Origin of the sequence: Streptomyces sp. MB09-02B (genome assembly GCF_033794485.1) — a bacterium.
GTDB lineage: Bacteria > Actinomycetota > Actinomycetes > Streptomycetales > Streptomycetaceae > Streptomyces.
This window is the reverse complement of sequence record NZ_JARGEE010000006.1, coordinates 1-16918: the sequence shown is the minus strand read 5'-3', so window position 1 is coordinate 16918 and position 16918 is coordinate 1. Positions and strand designations below refer to the sequence as shown.

Sequence of the window (16918 nt, the reverse complement as noted above, 5' to 3'; positions counted from 1 at the left end):
GACGGCGTAACGTCGTACTCTTGCGGGGACCGGCCACGCGGCCGGTCCCCGCAGTCCATCAGAATCCGAGGAAGTTGGTCCAGCCGTGGTTATGGGGTTCTCGATCGCCCTGATCGTCTTCAGCCTGCTGATGATGCTGCTGGTGCTGATGCACAAGGGCAAGGGCGGCGGCCTCTCCGACATGTTCGGTGGCGGTATGCAGTCCTCCGTCGGCGGCTCCTCGGTCGCCGAGCGCAACCTCGACCGGATCACCGTCGTGGTCGGTCTGCTGTGGTTCGCGTGCATTGTCGTACTCGGCATCCTGATGAAGGTCAACAACTGACCCTCTGGCCGACACCGGCGAACAACGCGTCACGGACGCACCATTCCGCACGTAAAGCCCCATGCCGGGTACGCGACTTCGAGCGCGGCCTATCATGGGGCTTGCGTCTGTGGGCGGGATGTAACTCCAATCACTGGACGCGCGTTGGGCCTTACGTAGACTGAGGCGCTCGCAGCGAAGCGAAACGCCGACTCGCTTCGCCGCACCATCACGCAGGGAGTTACGACCGTGGCAAGTGGCAACGCGATCCGAGGAAGCCGGGTCGGGGCGGGGCCGATGGGCGAAGCCGAGCGCGGCGAGTCCGCACCCCGGCTGCGCATCTCCTTCTGGTGCTCCAACGGACACGAGACCCAGCCGAGCTTCGCCAGCGACGCACAGGTCCCCGACACCTGGGACTGCCCGCGCTGCGGCTTCCCGGCCGGACAGGACCGGGACAACCCGCCGGACCCGCCCCGCACCGAGCCCTACAAGACGCATCTCGCCTACGTCCGCGAGCGGCGCAGCGACGCGGACGGCGAGGCGATCCTCGCCGAGGCGCTCGCCAAACTGCGGGGCGAGATCTAGCGAACGACACCGGCCGGACACCCAGGGTGCCCGGCCGGAGGTGTTCGGGGGGCGTGCGGCGTCCTCGGGCCCCGAGCGGGGCGACCGGCGTGCCGCCGACCTGCTCGCCGCCTTCTTCATGCTGTTCCTCGCCCGCGCTGACACCGGCGCTCGGGGCGGACGTATCTGTTGTCGTGTCGGACGACCGTGGGACGACGGCTCGTGTTTCGTCGTGATCAATTAGGTTGGAACGGCAGCGGGGCAAGGTACGCAGGCAGGACCAGGTAGGAAAGAAGGCTGAAGTCCGAGATGAACGCAGAAAGCCGTACCAGGCTCAACCAGACGCCCGAGTGGACCGCGCTGGCCGAGCACCGGGAGCAGCAGGGCGACGTCCGGCTGCGGGAGTTGTTCGCGGCCGACCCGGGGCGCGGCGCCGGGTACACACTGGAGGTCGGCGATCTGCACGTCGACTACTCCAAGCATCTGGTCACCGACGAGACACTGCGGCTGCTGCGCGAGCTGGCCGCCGCGACCGACGTGTTCGGGCTGCGGGACGCCATGTTCCGCGGCGAGAAGATCAACACCACCGAGGACCGTGCCGTCCTGCACACCGCGCTGCGCGCCCCGCGCGACGCGGTGATCGAGGTCGACGGCGAGAACGTGGTGCCCGAGGTGCACGCCGTGCTCGACAAGATGGCCGGCTTCGCCGAGCGCATCCGCTCCGGCGCGTGGACCGGCCACACGGGCAGGCGCATCAAGAACGTCGTCAACATCGGTATCGGCGGCTCCGACCTCGGCCCGGCGATGGCCTACGAGGTGCTGCGCTCCTACACCGACCGCGATCTGACGGTCCGTTTCGTGTCCAACGTGGACGGGGCCGATCTGCACGAGGCGGTGCGGGACCTGGACGCGGCGGAGACGCTGTTCATCATCGCCTCCAAGACGTTCACCACCATCGAGACGATCACCAACGCGACCAGCGCACGCGACTGGCTGCTCACCGAGCTGAAGGCCGGCCCCGAGGCCGTCGCCAAGCACTTCGTGGCGCTCTCGACGAACGCCGGGAAGGTGTCGGACTTCGGCATCGACACCGCCAACATGTTCGAGTTCTGGGACTGGGTCGGCGGCCGGTACTCCTACGACTCGGCGATCGGGCTGTCCCTGATGATCGCGATCGGGCCCGACCGCTTCCGGGAGATGCTCGACGGTTTCCACATCGTCGACGAGCACTTCCGTACGGCACCCGCCGAGTCCAATGTGCCGCTGCTGCTGGGCCTGTTGGGGATCTGGTACGGCAACTTCCACGACGCCCAGTCGCACGCGGTGCTGCCCTACAGCCACTACCTGTCCAAGTTCACCGCCTACCTCCAGCAGCTGGACATGGAGTCCAACGGCAAGTACGTGGGCCGCGACGGGGTGCCGGTGGAGTGGCAGACCGGGCCGGTCGTCTGGGGCACGCCGGGGACCAACGGGCAGCACGCGTACTACCAGTTGATCCACCAGGGCACGAAGCTGATCCCGGCGGACTTCATCGGCTTCGCCGAGCCGGTCGCCGAGCTCAGCGACACGCTGAAGGCCCAGCACGACCTGCTGATGGCCAACTTCTTCGCCCAGACCCAGGCGCTGGCCTTCGGCAAGACGCCGGACGAGGTACGGGCGGAGGGCGTGCCGGAGGAACTGGTGCCGCACAAGACCTTCAAGGGGAACCACCCGACGACGACGATCCTGGCGAAGGAGCTGACCCCGTCGGTCCTCGGCCAGCTCATCGCGCTGTACGAGCACAAGGTGTTCGTCCAGGGCGCCGTCTGGAACATCGACTCCTTCGACCAGTGGGGCGTCGAGCTGGGCAAGGTCCTCGCCAAGCGGGTCGAACCGGCGCTCACGGAAGGGGCCGAGGTGCCGGGGCTGGACGAGTCCACGAAGGCCCTGGTCACCACGTACCGGGCGCTGCGCGGGCGGAGCTAGTTCGCATCGGCGTCCCGAACCGGGGGTGGGGAAACGGGCGGCCGCGCGACGTCCGCTTCCCCACCCGGTCCCGGCGGCAGCGGACCGGTGCCCCCGGGCAGCTCAGTGCCCCATACCGGCGCCCCCGTCGACCGGGAGCACGGCGCCGCGTACGTAACCCGCGCCGGCCAGGAAGGACACCGCGTCGGCGACCTCCTCCGGGGTGCCCAGCCGCCCGGCGGGGGTGGTGCTCAGCAGGGCGCGGCGCTGTTCCGGGGTGAGGGCGCGGCTCATGTCCGTCTCGGTGAGTCCCGGCGCGACGACGTTGCAGGTGATGTCCCGGGCGCCGAACTCCCGGGTGAGGGAGCGGGCGAAGCCGACCAGACCGGCCTTCGCGGCCGCGTAGTTCGTCTGGCCCGGCGAACCGTGCAGGGCGGCCGTGGAGGAGATCAGGACGATCCGGCCGTGCCCCGCGCGCAGCATGCCGCGCGCCGCGCGCCGCGCGACCCGGAAGGCTCCGGTGAGGTTGGTGTCGAGGACGGAGGTGAAGTCCTCCTCGGACATCCGCACCAGCAGCCGGTCCTGGGCGGCGCCCGCGCTCGCGACCAGGACGGTGACCGGGCCGTGGGCCGTCTCGGCCTCCTTGAAGGCCTGGTCGACCTGGTCGGTGTCGGTCACGTCGCACCGTACGGAGAGGAAGCCCTCGGAGGCGGGGGGCTCGTCGTTGCGGTAGGTCACCGTCACCCGGTCTCCGGCCGCTGTGAAGCGGCGGGCTGTGGCGAGCCCGATGCCTCTGTTGCCACCGGTGACGAAGACCGAGCGGGGGGTGGACTGTGTCATGGGGGTCCCTCTTGGGTGCGTGGGAGGCTCGGGTTCGTTGTCGGGTGGGGCTCTGTGGCGCTCCGGTGGCGCTCCCGTGGCGCTCCGGTGGGGGCCTGCTCGCGCGGTTCCCCGCGCTCCTGAGAGACCGGGTTTCTACCGGCCCGGTGGGGAGCGCAGGCCCGCCACCGCCACCAGGCAGCCGATCAGGGCGAGGGCGGCGACGGAGAGCGTGGCGGCGTACATGGCGTCGAGGAAGGCGCGGTCGGCCGTGGTGGCCAGGCCGGGCAGGTTCAGCGAGTCGGCCAGGGAGCGGGCGGCCTCGGCCGAGGTGCGGGCCTGTTCCTCGGCGGCCGGTGACAGGCCCTGTGCGGGGGCGGGCAGTTCGGCGTCGGCCATCCGGTCCCGGTAGACGGCCGAGAGGATCGAGCCGGCCATGGCCACGCCGAGGGTGCCGCCCACCTGCCGGGTGACGCTGTTGACGGCGGAACCGGCGCCGGCGAGCTGGGGCGGCACCCCGCGCATCATCACGGCCGTGACCGGAGTGCCGACCAGCCCCATGCCGAAGCCCTGGATCCACAGCAGCGCCGCGACGAACCAGAGCGGGGTCCGCCCGTCGAGCCAGGCGTACGCGACGTAGGTGGCGGCGGTGGCCAGGACCCCGGCCGCGACGGTCCAGCGGGCCGACAGCCGACGGCTCAGCGCGGGAGAGGCCTGGCTGCCCAGGACGATGCCGATCGCGGCGGCGATCATGACGGTTCCCGCGTCGGCGGGGGAGAGGCCCCGGGGGCCCTGGAGGTAGAAGGCCGCGTAGAACAGGTGACCGGCCAACGCCATGAAGGCGATCAGCAGCACCACGCTGCCGGCCGTGAAGCCGGGCTGCCGGAACAGCCGAAGATCCAGACTGGGCGTCGCGGACCTGCGCTGACCTGCGACGAACACGGTCAGCACGACACCGCCCAGCACCAGGGGAAGCAGCACGTGAGGGCCGTACCAGGCGCTGCCGCCGCCGAGTTCGATGATGCCGTAGACCACCCCGCCCAGGCCGAGCACCGACAGGACGAGGCCGGGCAGGTCGAGCACGCGGCGTCGGGAGCCGCCGAGGTCGGGGACGAAGGCCAGGACCGCCGGCAGACACAGGGCGACGATCGGCACGTTGACCAGGAACACCGAGCCCCACCAGAAGTGGCTGAGCAGGGCCCCGCCCGCCACCGGGCCGATGGCCACGCCGAGACCGCTCGACGAGCTCCAGATCGCGATCGCCCGCGTGCGTTTCTCCTCCGGGGTGCTCTGCACGATGACCGCCAGCGTCGCCGGCATCAACAGGCCGCTGCCCGCGCCCATGAAGGCACGGGCCACGATCAGCCACTCCGGACTGTCCACGAACGCGCCCGCCCCGGAGGCCACGCCGATCAGCGCGAGCCCGGCGACGAGCGTGTTCCGGGGGCCGAAACGGTCGGCGAGCGCGCCGCCCGCGAAGAGGGTGCCGGCGACGACCAGGGTGTAGGCGCTCGCCACCCACTCCAGTTCGCCGGGCGTGGCGCCCAGGCCCTCCACCGGGTCGGCGAGCGTGGTGACGGCGACGTTGAGGATCGAGGTGTCCAGCCAGATCAGCATCTGTGCGCAGACCACGACGAGGAGGACGAGCCGGCTTCGGGACGGGGCGGCCGAGGTGTTCTCAGCCGTCCGGCTCGTGGTGCTCATCGGATGCCTCCGTCTCTCCCGCGGTCGCGCACGGTCGCGCGGCCCCCGGTCACAGCGGTTCGCGTGCTCCCGCCGACGGCGAGGGCGGCATGGGCACGCGTCATTCCCGGCCCAGCCCGTCGCGCCAGCTCGGTCGGGTCGGCTTCCAGCCCAGGACCGTACGGGCCCGGTCGTTGGCGGCGCCGTGCGCGGAGGTGAGCTGGTGGGCCATGAACCAGCCGAGGAGCCGGGGCGCGAGGGCAGCCGGGACCGTGCGCGGGGAGGGCGCGGCCAGCGTCCGGGCGAAGTGCGGCAGCCACTGCGCGGCGGGCGCCGGATCGTCGTCCGTCACATGGAAGACCCCGGTCGCCTCGGACTCGACGGCCGTCACGGCCGCCCCGACGGCGTCCTCGACGTGCAGGAACGACATGATCCCGGCCCCGCCGCCCGGCAGCGGCAGCCGGCCGGCCCGCACGGACTGCGCGGTCGCGCCTGTACGGGCGTACGCCGTGCGGGGGCCGTACAGCGTGCCGTAGCGCAGCACCACACCCTCCAGGCCGCTGTGCGTCACCTGCCGTTCCAGCTCGGCGATCGCCCGTACCGTCGAGGCCCAGCCGGGGTCGGGGGCGTCGACGTGGAGGGGCGCGTCCTCGTCGAGGACCCGGTCGCCGGCCGGGGCGGCGGCGAAGGCGATGGACTGGGCTACCAGTCGGCGCGCGCCGGCCGCGCGGGCCGCCTCGATCAGATGGGCCGTGCCCTCGACGCGCAGGCGCGCGGTGCGGGCGAAGGCCTCCGGCGGGTCGTCCCGCAGCAGCCGCAGGGCCGACATCTGGTGCACGACCGCCTCGGGCCGGGCGGCCGACACCGCCGACAGCACGGCCGCGCGGTCCAGCGCGTCGGCGACCACCACCTCGTCCGCCTCCGGGGCCCGGCCCGGCGACCCCTGCCGCACCAGCGCGCTCACCCGGTGGCCCCGCGCCCGCAACGCGCCCACCAGCGGATGTCCGACCACGCCGGTGGCCCCGGCGACGAGTACGCGCATGGCTCAGGCCTCCGATCCGGGGACGACTGCGGCGGGTGGTGCGGTAGCCGTGGCGGTCGGGGCGACCCGTATGAGGAGGCGGCACGCCTTGTCGCCGTCGCGCAGACATGTCTCGGCCCGGTTCTCCGCGAGCGTGACACCGAGACCCTCGGACCAACCGGCGTGGACGGCGGTGCACGGGCAGCGGTAGCCCTCCAGCGAGCCGGCCATCCGGACCATGGTGATCGCGAAGTTCCGCCGGAGGGTGAGGACGATCAGGTCGTCGTCCTCGACCTCGGTGGAGGCGTTGCGCAGCTCCGGCGGGAACATCCGGTCGCCGCAGTCGTCGTAGCGGCGGCGCAGCTCCTCCAGGTCCTTGCGGCCGTCGCCGGTGTCGGGGAGGGACCCGTGCAGCCGGGCGACCCGCTGTCCGACGTGCAGGGCGACCTTCCCCATCGCCTCCGCGTTGATCTCGTTCGCGGCCTCCTGCCCGAACCGTGCGGCCACCCCCTGGTACCAGTTGGCGTCGTGTTGCCACCACAGCCGGTACGCCTCACCGGCCCGGGCACGGTGGTTGACGCCCTCGGCGTCGGTGTGCGTGCTCATGCGTGCTGCTCCTCGGCGGCGACCGCGTCGGCCGTGTCGGCGGCGAACCGGTCGCGCATCACTCGTTTGAGAACCTTGCCGGTGGCGCCCTTGGCCACGTCACCGGGCTGCATCCGCAGGGCCCGGGTCACCGGGGGGAACCCGGCGGCCGTCAGCACCGCGTTGACCCGCCCGGTCCACTCCTCGTCGACCGCCGTTCCGGTCCGCTGCGCGTCGTCCCGTGGCCCGCTCCGCTCCTCGGCGGCTCCGCCGGTGTCGGCGAGCTGGAGCAGTGCGTACGCCTCCCCTTCGCCGTCGCCGTCCCAGTCCGCGCGTACGCCGTCGGGGGCGACCCCGACCACCGTGCAGTCGCTGAGCTCCGGCAGTCGGGCCAGGAGGAGTTCCTCGGTGCGGGTGCTGAAGACGATGCCCGCCGGGGTGCGGATGGCGTCCGGGGCCCGGTCGAGGTGGTAGAAGTTGCCCTCCTCGTCCTGGTGGGCGAGGTCGCCGGTGAGCCAGTAGCCGCCGAGCCGCATGCGGTTCCAGGTCAGCGAGTCGTTCCAGTAACCGGGCGTCAGCGTGGGCGACTTGAGGCCCAGACGGCCGATCTGCCCGGGTGGCAGCGGGGTGCCGTCCTCGGCGAGCACGGCGGCCTCGGCGAAGCTGATCGGCTTGCCGACGCAGCGCGAGTAGGCGGAGGTGTCCTTGGTGTGCCGGTTGTGGAAGACCGAGTAGCCGGCTTCCGACGAACCGAGCCCGTCCACGAAGACCGACCCCTCCACCCGGACACGGCTCAGATCGCGCCGGATCTCGACCCGGCTCCCGTGCTGGACGAGCGCCCGGATGTGCGCCTCGTGTGCCGCGTCCCCCGTGTTGAACCACACCTGCACGCTGGACAGGTCGCGCGCCGTCAGGTCCTCCGCCGCCATCTCGCCGAAGGTCCCGGCGAACGCCAGCACGGTCGTCGGCCGGAACTCCTCGACCGCGTCCAGCACGTCCGTGCCGCGCTGGCTGGAGAGCAGCTTGAGGTCCGTGCGCAGCAGCAGGCAGTACAGCAGGGTGGCCACCATCGCGTTGTGCGCGCCCGGCAGTCCCACCAGCGTGCGTTCCATGTCGGCGCCGGTCGAGAACCGCAGCCGGTGCAGCTGGGCGTACATCAGCGTCCGGTGGGTGTGCGGCACCCCCTTCGGCAGACCGGTCGTGCCGGAGGAGTGGGAGATGAGCACCGGGTCGGTGGGGTCGTGCCGGTAGGGGTACGACGGCGGGAGCGACGCGCGGTGCTCGGGCCGCACGTCGGCGGCGGTCAGGCGGAAACCGAGTTCGAGGCCGTCACCCCCGGTGCCTCTCGCGCTGCCCGGACCCGCCGTGCCGGCCTCGTCACCCGCCTTGCCGGCCAGCACCTCGCGATGCGCCTCGTCCGTGAAGGCGCCCACCGCGCCCTGGCGGCGGACGTACTCCCGGGCGATCTCCGGCGCGAGGTTGCCGTTGACGAACGACGGCACGGCTCCGAGCGACGTCAGCGCCAGGAAGTTCACCGCGAACTCGGCGGCGGAGAAGGAGTGGATGGCCACCGGGTCGCGGGGGCGTACACCGTGGGCCGCGTACCAGCCCGCGTAGGTCTCGACCACCTCGTACAACTGCCCGAGTGTCAGCACCTCGGGGCGGCTGCCGTCCGGTGCGCGCCAGGTGCCGTCGGTGTGCAACACCGGTTCGTCGAGCGGGCGTTCGTACGCCCGAAGCCGTCGCAGGACGTTGCCGGCGCCGAGTTCCGTGTCGGAGCAGATCCGTGCCCGCTCCTGCCTAGTGATGAGCATGGCTCTCCGTCTCGTCTCGTTCCCCGATTCCCGGGCGCCGCCGGTGGGCGGCGGCCAGGTCGAACAGGCCCTGGACGCTGCCGGGGTGCGAAGCCGCCCCCGAGCGCATCCCGGCGTACGTCTCCGTCGAAAGGGTGGTCATGGGGGCGCCGGAACCGGGGTGCGCGCCGGGACCGGCCCGGCCGAGGAGGAGGGCCGCCGCCAGAGCGCCGGAGGCGGGCAGGTCCGGGACCTGACGGCCGTTGTCGGCGGACAGCTCCCGGTGCACGGCGGCCCAGCGCTCGCTGCCGCCGAGCTCCACGCCCACGACCAGGACCTGGTCCAGCTCCGGGTCCTCCAGGAGGAGGTCGGCCATGTCCAGCAGTTCGGTCACCGGATCGGCGAGGGTCGACAGGCTGAACATCTGTCCGGTGATCCCGAACTCCCGGCTGAGGTGCCCCAGTACGGAGTTGGGGGTGGCCTGCATGAACAGCAGCGGGTTGTGGACCCGGCCCGAGACCACCCGTCGGCTCGCCAGATCGGCCGTGGTGGTGTCGCCCATCAGGCTCGCGAGCGCCACGGCGGTACGGGCACCTACCCCACTCCCGGCTTCGCCCGAGCGGGAGGTGCCCCCATCGGGCCGTTCGGTCAGACACCGCGCGGCGACCTCGTACACCAGCGGACTGAACGCCGACTCCACGAACCCGGGCAGGCGCGGCAGCGGGATGTCGCCGTCCCGCCCGGTGCCATGGGTCGCGGTGGCGGCGGCCCGGACCCCGAGCGCCGAACGAGACGCCACCGTGCTGCCCGCCGGGGCCCCGCTGCGGCCGGCCGACCGCGTCTCGGTCGTCCTGACCAGGTCCGTATCCGTCACGGTCGCTCCAGCACGAGTGCGGTGTTGGCGCCCCCGAAGGCGGCGTTGATGGTGAGCGCCCGGCGGAGGTCGGCCCGGCGGGGGCTGTTCGGGACGTAGTCCAGGTCGCACTCCGGGTCCGCCCGCGTGAAGTTGGCGGTCGGCGGCAGCACGCCCTCCGTCAGGGCCAGCATCGTGATCACGAACTCCACGACTCCGGCGGCCTCCAGGAGATGGCCCGTGGTGCTCTTGGTGGAGCTGACCGGGATCGACTCGGCCCGCTCCCGGAGGGCGGCGCGCAGCCCCCGGGTCTCGGCGCCGTCGTTGTACTTGGTGCCGGTGCCATGGGCGTTGACGTAACCGAGGCCCGCCCCCTCGGGGTCCCCGGCCATCCGCAGCGCCTGCAGGGTCGCGCGGGTCAGGCCGACACCGTCCGGGTGCGGCTGCGCGATGTGGTGGGCGTCGGTCGCCGCACCCCAGCCGACCACACCCGCCAGCGGCCGGGCCCCGCGCCGCCGGGCGTGCTCGGCGGACTCCAGGACGACCGCCGCGACGCCGTCGCCGAGCAGCAGCCCGGTGCGGTCGGCGCTGAAGGGCCGCACCGTGCCGTCACGCGACAACGCCCGCCCCGAGTCGAACTTCCCGAACGTCTCCTCCTCCACGAGATAGCCGCCGGCACACACCGCCACGTCGATCCGCCCGCCGGAGATCAGCCGGCAGGCGTGGATGATCGCGGCGGCGGAGGCCACGCAGGCGTTCGTGAAGGTGAGCCGGGGCCCGGTCAGCCCGAGGCCTCCGGCCAGGGACTCGGCGAGGTGTGCGGGGACGGCGTCGGCGAGCGTGGCCGCATCGGGCGCTCCGGGCGCTCCGGGCGCCCCGGGCGCCTCGTCGCCGGGGACGACGTGCCCGGCGTCGGCCCCCGGTGCCGCCGCCTCGCGCCAGTACCGCGTGATGCTCGTGCAGTCGCCCGCGATGCCCAGCAGGACCGCCGCCTCGGTGCCCTTCGGGAGTCCCGCCATGTCGAGGGCTTCCCGGCCGCAGCGCGCGAGAGCGGGACGCAGCGCCCAGTGCTCCACCGCGTCGGGGCCGTCGGGGGCGGCGCCGGCCATCGGGGTGCGGTAGGGGCCGGTGTCGAACCGCGTGGTGGGGGCGAAGGAGGGGACGCCGGCGAAGACACCGCGCCGCAGGGCGTCAGCGCCCACCCCGAACGCCGTCCGGACGCCGAACCCGGTCACCGTCACCTCACCGGTCACCGCGCTCACCCCCGTCCGACGCACCCGACGGCCCCGGCGCACCCGCCCCGTCCGACGCACCCGCTGTCCCGGCCGCTTCCGGCGTTCCGGCCGTGCCCAGGAACTCCGTGAGCCGTCGGAGCGAGGTCAGGCCCGCGATGTCCTCGTCATCGGGCTCCACGACCAGGCCGTACCGCTCCTCCACCACATGCAGCAGCCACACCAACCCCAGGGAGTCCAGGACCAGTTCGGCGTCCTCGGCGAGGTCGTCCGGGACACCGGGGAAGATCTTGCGGTCGGACAGCAGCTCCCGGACGAGCCCGGTGGTGAGGACGACCGGCGCGGCGCCGGCCGGGACGACGGCTCCCATGACGGTCTGCGGGGAGGTCTCCGCCCTCATGCCTTCGCCCCGCGCCCGACGACCTCGGCGACGAGCCCGCCGAGGGTCAGCGAGGCCAGCGGCTCGATGTCGGTGTCGGGGATCTCCACGCCGAACCGCGACTCCAGCCGCAACGTCAACTCGATGAGACTCAGGGAGTCCAGCTCCAGGCCGCCGACGGTCACCGGGCTCTCGTCGGTGATGCCGTCCCGGCTGAGCAGGATGTTCATCTCGTCGATGACCGTGGTCAGGACGAACTCGCGGATCTCGTTGTCCAGGGTGGACGTGCTCATGATCGCCATCTCCAGGGGGAATGTCGTGAGAAGGTCGTGCGAAATGTCGTGGGGGCCGCTCGTCGTCAGGGTCCGCCGAGCCGCTACGCGCTGCCGCCCGCCGCCGCCTGGAGCGTCGCCGCCAGGCGGACCAGCTTCCCGTTCGACGTGCGGGGCAGGGTCTCCAGCAGGCGGATCACCCGGGGCAGCTTGTAGTCGGCCAGCCGCTCCCGGCACCAGCGCAGCAGCTCCTCCGCCGACGGGCTCCCGGCCCCGGCGGCGACGGCCACGTACGCCTCGGTGACGCCTTCGTGGACCAGGACCGCCTGTTCGACGGCCGGGTGCGCGCGCAGGACGTGCTCGACCTCGGTGAGGTCGACCTTGAGGCCGCCGATGACGACGAGGGAGTCGGCGCGGCCGCTCACGGTGACCGTCCCGTCGGCGCCGACCGCGGCCCGGTCCCGGGTGTGCAGCCAGCCGTCGGCGTACTGGGTGCCGCCGGAGTCGAAGAGGTACGGCGACTCGGCGAGCTCGACGTCCAGTTCGCCCTTGTGCGCGCGGACGACCACCCCGGGCGCGGGGCGGCCGACGGAGGGCCGGAGCGTGCCGCCGACGTCGACGGCGACGATGCCGGTCTCGGTGGTGCCGTAGGCCTCACCGACCGTGACGCCGTACCGTTCGGCGAACCGCGCCGCGACCTCGGGGGGCATCAGTTCGCCGCCGGAGACGGCGGTCCGCAGCGCGGGCAGCGCGGGCGGGTCGAGGGCGGACGCGAGCAGTTCGTAGTGCATCGGCACCCCGAACAGGGCGGTGACGCGGTGGTCGAGGGAGGTCCGCAGGATGTCGCGGGCCGAGACCCGGGGCGCGAAGACGACGGAGACCCCGGCCGCCAGCGCGTGCAGCAACCCGCCGAGCAGCCCGAAGCTGTGCGCGGTGGAGCTGAGCAGCAGCAGCCGGTCGCCCTCGACGGGCATCCCGGGAACCGCCGCGAACGCCTCGACCTCGGCGGCGATCGACCCGGCGGTCCGGCCGATCACCTTCGGCCGCCCGGTCGACCCCGAGCTGAACTGGACGAGCCGGTGGTCGCCGTCGGCCGCCCGCCCCGCCCTGCGGCACTCGGTGGCGACCTCGTACTCGGAGCGGAAGCCGAACGTGGCCCGGACGTTGGCGCCGGCCCGGACCATGAACTGCGGCCGGCAGACCGCGCACAGCGCGTCGACCTCGGCGGGCTTCAGCCGGAAGTCGAAGAGCATCACCTGCGCGCCCAGCCGCCACAGCGCGAGCAGGACCTCGACCTGCGTGAAACTGGGCGGCGTCCGCAGCCCCACCGTGCTGCCGGGCCCGATGCCGAAACCGGCGAACACCGCGGCCTGCTTGGCCACCCGCTCCTGTAACTCCCCGCGGGTGACCGTCTCCCGCTGGTGCGTCAGATAGGGCAGTCCGTCGTCCCGCGCGTCGAACAACCGCTGGACCAGGACGCCCATCCCGTCCTCGCCGGCCGCGGCCGCCACGAGTTCGCCCATGGGGCCTCAGACCTCCTTGCAGAACTCGCCGATGGGCAGGCCGACATGGCGCTTGTCCTGCGCCAGGTAGCCGAGCAGCTCGTCCCCGGTCTGCAGTTCCGTGACGTTGAGGACCTTGCCGCCCGGCCCGAGGACCCGCACGTGCCAGTCGTCCTGGACGGTCAGGCTCACCAGCCGTCCGTCCTCCGCGTGGGTGCGGATCTCCAGCAGCGGCCGGGACTCCAGCTTCGCCCGTCCGACCACCACCCGCCGGGTGCGGCCGTCGGCGCCGACCGCCAGCAGGGCGCTGCCGGAACCGACCTCGCTGAGGTAGTTGGTGCGGTTGTCGGGACCCAGCGTGTACGAGTGCAGGGCGCCGGCGTTGACCCGGAACGGCCGGGTCGGCATGTACGGCAGCGGGTGGGTCTCGCTGCAGCAGAGCACGAATCCGGAGGAGTACGAGCCGACGAGGATGCCCTCGTCCTCCTCGAAGTGCGAGCAGGTGTCCACGCAGACCCGATCGCCGAGACCGACGTGCCGGATGCTCTCGACGGTGAGCGTGGACAGCTCCAGCTGCGGGGTGGTCGCCTCCAGCAGCCGGGCCAGCGCGAACACGTCGTCCGCGCTCCGGGGGGTGAACAGGATGCCGTCGGAACCGCGTTCGAGGACGTCGAAGACGATGGCCGCCTCCTCCAGGTCCCCGACGACGGTCACCAGCTTCCCCTCGGCAGACTCGGCCGCCGCGAGAACGATCTCCAGCGGGATCTTCGTCGGATCCGCGAAGTGGATCACCGTGTACGGCAGCGCCATCGCGCCCACGCACGACAGCTGGAGCGTGCGGTCGTCCCGTACGTCGACGAAGCCGGCGACCGGCGCGCCGGTGGCGGCCCGGTTCTCCGCGGCGAGGGCGTCCAACTCGTCCTGGACGGTGAACTTCCGCAGCAGGAGGTCGAAGCCGGCGCCGGCCGGGGCCCTGCCCTCGGGTTTGGTCTCCGGTTTGGCGTCTGCCGCCGCCCTGGCCTCCTTGTCGCCCTTGTCGGCGGACTTCTTCGGGGGAGCGGCGGTCGGCGCCGCGCCGGCCAGCACCCGGGTCACCGTCGGCGGCAGCGTTCCCAGCAGCTCGGCGTCGGCGGAGACGACCCCGGCCATCCGGGCGTGGACGGCCGCGTCCACCACTGCCTGGAGCTGCGGACGGGGGACTTCACGGAGATCGATCCACGCGAACCTCATGCGACACCTGCCACGATCGTCGAGTAAGCGGATGGGTTGGGCATGCTCATGTCACCGGTGAACTCGCCGCTGTGCACCACGGCGGCGAGCCGGGAGACCAGGGCGGCGGGGGAGGGAGAGGAGAAGATCCGGCGGCCGACGGCCAGTCCGTGGCAGCCGGCGGCCATCACGGCGGTGCCGTAGTCGATGAGATCGGAGCCGTCGGGCGGGCCCCCGGCCGCGAGGACGGGGATGGGGCTGTGGGCCACCACCTCGGCCATCCGGGCGAGCGGCAGGGCCACGGAGGTCTTCACCATGTCGGCGCCGAGGTCGGCGGCGACGTTCACGATGTGCGCGAGGAGCGCGGGGTCGTGCGGGTTCTCGATCCGGGGGCCCCTCGGGTAGACCATCGCGATCAGCGGCATGCCCCAGGTGTCGCAGGACCGGGCCACCGCGCCCAGGTCGGCGAGCTGGCGCCCCTCGGTGTCCGAGCCGATGTTCACATGGACGCTGACCGCGTCGGCGCCGAGGGCCACCGCCTCCTCCACGTCGCCGACCAGCACCTTGGCGTCGACATCGGCGGAACAGGCCGTGCTGGCGCTCAGGTGCACCACCAGTGCGCAGTTCCGCAGGAGGGCCGGGTCGAGCGTGCGGGCCCGCCCCTTGTGGACGATGATCCCGTCGGCGCCGCCGGCCACCAGCGCCTTCAACAGCTCTTCCCACTGACCCGGAGGAGCGACCGGACCGTCCGAAACGCTGTGGTCGAGCGGAATCAGCAAATGGCGGTCGTCGCCGGTCAGGGAAAGTCTTCTCCAACGTAATGGCTTGCCACTTTTCAGCACGGGAAAAGAGCCTTCCGTCCATGTCCGAAAAACGATGGTCGTAGAACTTTCAAGTTCAGCCGGGCGTCAGCATTCCGTGCGTGATCGGCAGTTGGCAAGGCGTGACCGAGAGCAAATTTTTATGCAGTGGCTCACATGATTATTGATAGCGACTTGACAGGATCTGCAGGGTTGACGGGGTCGGGGAGTCGTGTTCGCGGCATACTCTGCCGATCTGTCCGTACGCATAGCGGGATCACATGCTTTACCTGTCGTTGTCTCGTGTAATCGGCACGTATTCTTCGTCGAAAACATTCGACGGACTCGTGCGGGCGCTCTTTTCCGAGGTTTCCTTGTGGGAATCGAATTTCCCGGCCTAGGGTGACAGCCACACTCCGGTTCGTGTTTCATGCGTGGCCGTCCCCCTCTGGTCCCGGACCATTCGTGTCCGGGCGTACCGGAAGTGAGCCCCCCATGCCCGAATCCCCGTCCAGAACCGTCACCGAGGCCGCGGCTCCCGGACCCGTCTCCTTACCGGCCTCCCCGTCGGCCGGGTCGAGCAAGCCGTCCAGGGTCGCCGCCGCGAGCCTCATCGGCACGACCATCGAGTACTACGACTTCGCCGTCTACGGCACGGCCTCCGCGCTCGTCCTCGGCCCCGCGTTCTTCCCCTCCGGCAACCCGACCGTCTCCTCCCTCGCCGCGTTCCTCACCTTCGCCGCGGCCTTCGTCTCCCGCCCCCTCGGCGTCGTGCTCTTCGGCACGATCGGCGACCGGCTGGGCCGCCGGCGCGCCCTGGTCGCCTCCCTGCTGCTCATGGGCCTCGCGACGGTCGGCGTCGGTCTGCTCCCGACGTACGAGACCGCCGGACTCCTCGCCCCCGTCCTCCTGGTGACCCTCCGTCTGCTGCAGGGCGTCAGCATGGGCGGCGAGTGGGGCGGCGCGGTCCTGCTGGCCGCCGAACACGCCCCGCCCGGCCGACGGGCCCTGTACGCCGCCGTCCCGAACGTCGGCCCCTCCCTCGGGTTCCTGCTCTCCAGTGCCGTCATCCTCCCGACCCTGAACCTCGTGGGCCGCGACGGCTTCACCGACTGGGCATGGCGGGTGCCGTTCCTGCTCAGCGCGGTGCTCGTGATGGTCGGGCTGTGGGTGCGGTCGACGGTGTCGGAGTCACCGGTCTTCCGGGACCGGTCCTCGGCAACGCCCGCGGGCTCGCCGGTGTCCCCGCTGACACCGGTGTCGCGCTTCCCGATCGGCACGCTCGTCGCGCGGTACCCCGGGCGGCTGCTGCTCGGCACCGGTGCGGCGGTCGGCGGGTCCGCCGTCTACTACCTGACGATCGTCTACAGCCTGTCCTACGGGCCGAAGTCGCTCGGCATCCCGCAGAACACGATGCTCACCGCGGCGAGCGTGGGGGCGGCGGCCGGGATCGCGATCACCCTGCCCGTCGCCCGGCTGGCCGATCGGGTCGGGCGCCGTCCGCTGATGCTGGCGGGCGCGGTCGGGAGTGTGGTGTGGGCGGTGCCGATGTACGGATCGCTCAGTACGGGCAACGCGTTCGTGATCACCGGGGCGTACACCGTGGGCCTCGGGCTGCTCGCCGTGATGTTCTCGCCGGTGGCGGCGTTCCTGGCGGAGCTGTTCCCGGCGAAGCTGCGTTACACCGGGGCGTCGGCGGCGTTCATCCTGGCCAACACGCTCGGGGGCGGGTTCGCTCCGCTCGTGGCGACGTGGCTGAACAGTCAGTGGTCGTCGCCGTTGGTGCTGGGGTTCTACACGGGTGGGTTGTGCCTGGTCAGTCTGGCGTGCCTGTGGGCGCTGCCGGAAACCCGCGGGGACGACTTCACCGCCTGATTCTCCTCGCCCCCGCCGCCCCTACCCGCCCCAGCCTGAAGGGGCTGCGCGCCCCTTCAGGCTGGGGCGGGTAGGGGCGGCGGGGG

General features: G+C 72.2%; 16 protein-coding genes. 4 read left to right on the top strand and 12 right to left on the bottom strand.

The window, feature by feature from the left end; genetic code table 11:
• The first annotated feature begins 91 nt into the window (after positions 1 to 91).
• From secG to pgi, 3 genes are all read left to right on the top strand, one after another.
• Positions 92 to 322 (top strand): preprotein translocase subunit SecG, encoded by a 231-nt coding sequence (secG, locus tag P1P70_RS02065; protein ID WP_029181151.1) that lies wholly within the window; start codon positions 92 to 94, stop codon positions 320 to 322.
• Between the two features lie 228 nt (positions 323 to 550).
• Positions 551 to 886: an RNA polymerase-binding protein RbpA gene (locus P1P70_RS02060; RefSeq protein WP_003957010.1), complete on the top strand. Its 336-nt coding sequence runs from the start codon at positions 551 to 553 to the stop codon at positions 884 to 886.
• 288 nt (positions 887 to 1174) lie between these two features.
• Positions 1175 to 2830 carry a glucose-6-phosphate isomerase gene (gene pgi, locus P1P70_RS02055; RefSeq protein WP_319234026.1) on the top strand — a complete coding sequence of 552 codons (1656 nt, stop codon included), beginning with the start codon at positions 1175 to 1177 and terminating at the stop codon, positions 2828 to 2830.
• 102 nt (positions 2831 to 2932) lie between these two features.
• Here the strand turns inward: pgi and fabG are convergent, their stop codons facing one another.
• The 12 genes from fabG to P1P70_RS01995 form a co-directional block, all read right to left on the bottom strand.
• Positions 2933 to 3649 carry a 3-oxoacyl-ACP reductase FabG gene (gene fabG / locus P1P70_RS02050; protein WP_319234024.1) on the bottom strand — a complete coding sequence of 239 codons (717 nt, stop codon included), beginning with the start codon at positions 3647 to 3649 and terminating at the stop codon, positions 2933 to 2935.
• Between the two features lie 135 nt (positions 3650 to 3784).
• Positions 3785 to 5332, bottom strand: a complete 1548-nt coding sequence (locus tag P1P70_RS02045; RefSeq protein WP_319234022.1) for an MFS transporter — start codon at positions 5330 to 5332, stop codon at positions 3785 to 3787.
• Between the two features lie 100 nt (positions 5333 to 5432).
• The gene (locus P1P70_RS02040; RefSeq protein ID WP_319234021.1) at positions 5433 to 6353 is read right to left on the bottom strand and encodes an NAD(P)-dependent oxidoreductase; all 921 of its coding nucleotides are present in this window, start codon (positions 6351 to 6353) and stop codon (positions 5433 to 5435) included.
• Positions 6354 to 6356: 3 nt separating this feature from the next.
• Positions 6357 to 6938, bottom strand: coding sequence for a hypothetical protein (locus P1P70_RS02035; RefSeq protein ID WP_319234020.1), 582 nt, complete (start codon positions 6936 to 6938; stop codon positions 6357 to 6359).
• Positions 6935 to 8731 carry a class I adenylate-forming enzyme family protein gene (locus tag P1P70_RS02030; protein WP_319234019.1) on the bottom strand — a complete coding sequence of 599 codons (1797 nt, stop codon included), beginning with the start codon at positions 8729 to 8731 and terminating at the stop codon, positions 6935 to 6937. Before P1P70_RS02030 ends, P1P70_RS02035 begins: the two co-directional genes overlap by 4 nt.
• Positions 8718 to 9584, bottom strand: coding sequence for a hypothetical protein (locus P1P70_RS02025; RefSeq protein ID WP_319234018.1), 867 nt, complete (start codon positions 9582 to 9584; stop codon positions 8718 to 8720). Before P1P70_RS02025 ends, P1P70_RS02030 begins: the two co-directional genes overlap by 14 nt.
• Positions 9581 to 10816 (bottom strand): beta-ketoacyl-[acyl-carrier-protein] synthase family protein, encoded by a 1236-nt coding sequence (locus tag P1P70_RS02020; protein ID WP_319234017.1) that lies wholly within the window; start codon positions 10814 to 10816, stop codon positions 9581 to 9583. The genes P1P70_RS02025 and P1P70_RS02020 overlap by 4 nt, the downstream gene beginning before the upstream one ends.
• Positions 10806 to 11195 carry an acyl carrier protein gene (locus P1P70_RS02015; RefSeq protein WP_319234015.1) on the bottom strand — a complete coding sequence of 130 codons (390 nt, stop codon included), beginning with the start codon at positions 11193 to 11195 and terminating at the stop codon, positions 10806 to 10808. The genes P1P70_RS02020 and P1P70_RS02015 overlap by 11 nt, the downstream gene beginning before the upstream one ends.
• Positions 11192 to 11476 carry an acyl carrier protein gene (locus P1P70_RS02010; protein WP_177261679.1) on the bottom strand — a complete coding sequence of 95 codons (285 nt, stop codon included), beginning with the start codon at positions 11474 to 11476 and terminating at the stop codon, positions 11192 to 11194. Before P1P70_RS02010 ends, P1P70_RS02015 begins: the two co-directional genes overlap by 4 nt.
• Before the next feature lie 74 nt (positions 11477 to 11550).
• On the bottom strand, positions 11551 to 12969 hold the full coding sequence (locus P1P70_RS02005; protein ID WP_319234013.1) for a fatty acid--CoA ligase family protein: 1419 nt from the start codon (positions 12967 to 12969) through the stop codon (positions 11551 to 11553).
• Positions 12970 to 12975: 6 nt separating this feature from the next.
• Positions 12976 to 14178 (bottom strand): 3-dehydroquinate synthase II family protein, encoded by a 1203-nt coding sequence (locus P1P70_RS02000; protein ID WP_319234011.1) that lies wholly within the window; start codon positions 14176 to 14178, stop codon positions 12976 to 12978.
• Complete coding sequence (locus P1P70_RS01995) at positions 14175 to 14999, bottom strand: 2-amino-3,7-dideoxy-D-threo-hept-6-ulosonate synthase (RefSeq protein WP_319234010.1); 825 nt, start codon at positions 14997 to 14999, stop codon at positions 14175 to 14177. Before P1P70_RS01995 ends, P1P70_RS02000 begins: the two co-directional genes overlap by 4 nt.
• Positions 15000 to 15452: 453 nt before the next feature.
• Here P1P70_RS01995 and P1P70_RS01990 point away from each other — a divergent pair, with 453 nt between their 5' ends.
• The gene (locus P1P70_RS01990; protein ID WP_319234009.1) at positions 15453 to 16832 is read left to right on the top strand and encodes an MFS transporter; all 1380 of its coding nucleotides are present in this window, start codon (positions 15453 to 15455) and stop codon (positions 16830 to 16832) included.
• The last annotated feature ends 86 nt before the right edge of the window (positions 16833 to 16918 follow it).